Source organism: Companilactobacillus halodurans, assembly GCF_009600985.1.
GTDB lineage: Bacteria > Bacillota > Bacilli > Lactobacillales > Lactobacillaceae > Companilactobacillus > Companilactobacillus halodurans.
Genome location: NZ_VDFP01000137.1, coordinates 1 through 1,397 on the forward strand (window position 1 = coordinate 1; position 1,397 = coordinate 1,397).

General features: G+C 32.6%; 2 protein-coding genes. One reads left to right on the top strand and one right to left on the bottom strand.

Annotation, left to right across the window (positions count from 1 at the left end):
- Positions 1 to 347 precede the first annotated feature (347 nt).
- On the bottom strand, positions 348 to 686 hold the full coding sequence (locus FHL06_RS13050; protein ID WP_153387033.1) for a helix-turn-helix domain-containing protein: 339 nt from the start codon (positions 684 to 686) through the stop codon (positions 348 to 350).
- Between the two features lie 226 nt (positions 687 to 912).
- Between FHL06_RS13050 and FHL06_RS13055 the strand changes: the two genes are divergently transcribed.
- Positions 913 to 1,397 (top strand): hypothetical protein (locus FHL06_RS13055; protein ID WP_153387035.1); only part of this gene is annotated, 485 nt, incomplete at its 3' end.

Sequence of the window (1,397 nt, forward strand, 5' to 3'; positions counted from 1 at the left end):
GAGGTCCAACTGAAACATTTCCAGCCGAACAGCCAGTTATCAATCCTCCACAACTTAATAACGCCAAAATTAATACTGCTATCCCCTTTTTATTCATATTTCCCCCATTTCCTATTCAAAACTTCAAATAGATAATTTAATTACTCCAATTGGAATTTTGTTTTTAATTATAGTTCATTTTGTGTTCTTATAAAACCATATTTATAATAGCACTATAGAATTATATCCTTATAGTCATATTTTTTAAATAATCTCGGAGGGATTAAAAATTATTAATCGTTCAGATACAAAAAAGTGCTCCATAACTATTAGATTTCCTATCTAACAGTTATGAAGCACTTTATTTTTTACTGATTTTGTGTTATTTTCAAAGCTTCTAATAATTTTTTGCTAATCTCTTCACCCTGAACCGGATCTAATTTGTCCAAAAATTTAATCAATTGTCGTAAATTTGGACCAAATTCTGTCGAGGATTTTATATCATTACCAGTCATTAGAGAATCCATCGTAACTCCTAAAGCCTTGGAAATTCTATAAAGAGTATTAGCACCAACCTGCTTAACAGTTCCACGTTCAATTTTAGACAAATAATTGATAGTCAAATCACTAAATTCTGCAAGCTGTTCTTGAGTCATATTCTGATTATGACGTTCTCGGGCAATATTGCCACCCACATTGTTCTCCATACTGTGACCTCTTTACTTTTTGTCTTAGTTTAAAGAGTAATGAAGAAAAGATAACGTTATAAGTTCCTGAAAGGAATTAATATCTATATCACTAAAAGAACATTTCTTTATAGTTTGTTAGTTATTATGGTTCTATAGGATTACAAAAAGTTGTATAATCAAATCGATATTTACTTAAAGATAAATTATTAATTAACGGATGAAATCATCTAAGTAGGGGAGAATTATGAATAAAAAAGGGATTATAGCGCTCGCAACTTTATTAGTTAGTGGCACTTTCGTCATGGCGGGATGTTCAGCAGGGGACGTTACCATCAGTGACAATTCACAACAAACTAAACAACCTAAGAAGACCAAAGCTGAAAAGGTTAGGGACGCTAAAGCTGCTGAAAAAAAGAAAGCTCAAGCTAAACAGGAAGATAGAGGTAAAGAGTATTCATACGGTATAGCTAAAGGACCAACTTGGCTTTACGTCTATGACAATGGAAAGAAAACAGACACGCATTTTAATCCGGATAAAGAAAGTGTCGTTAAATTACACGAATACGATACTTTTAAACTGGGCGGTACTTTGCCATTGGTTGGAGAGCAATTCACTAGAAGTTATTCTGTTGGTCAAAATAGTAGTCAAGCTACGATGGATCAATCAGATAACTATGATAAACAATTAGGAATGATGTCCTTAGTAGATTCTGATAATCGAGTTAAGGT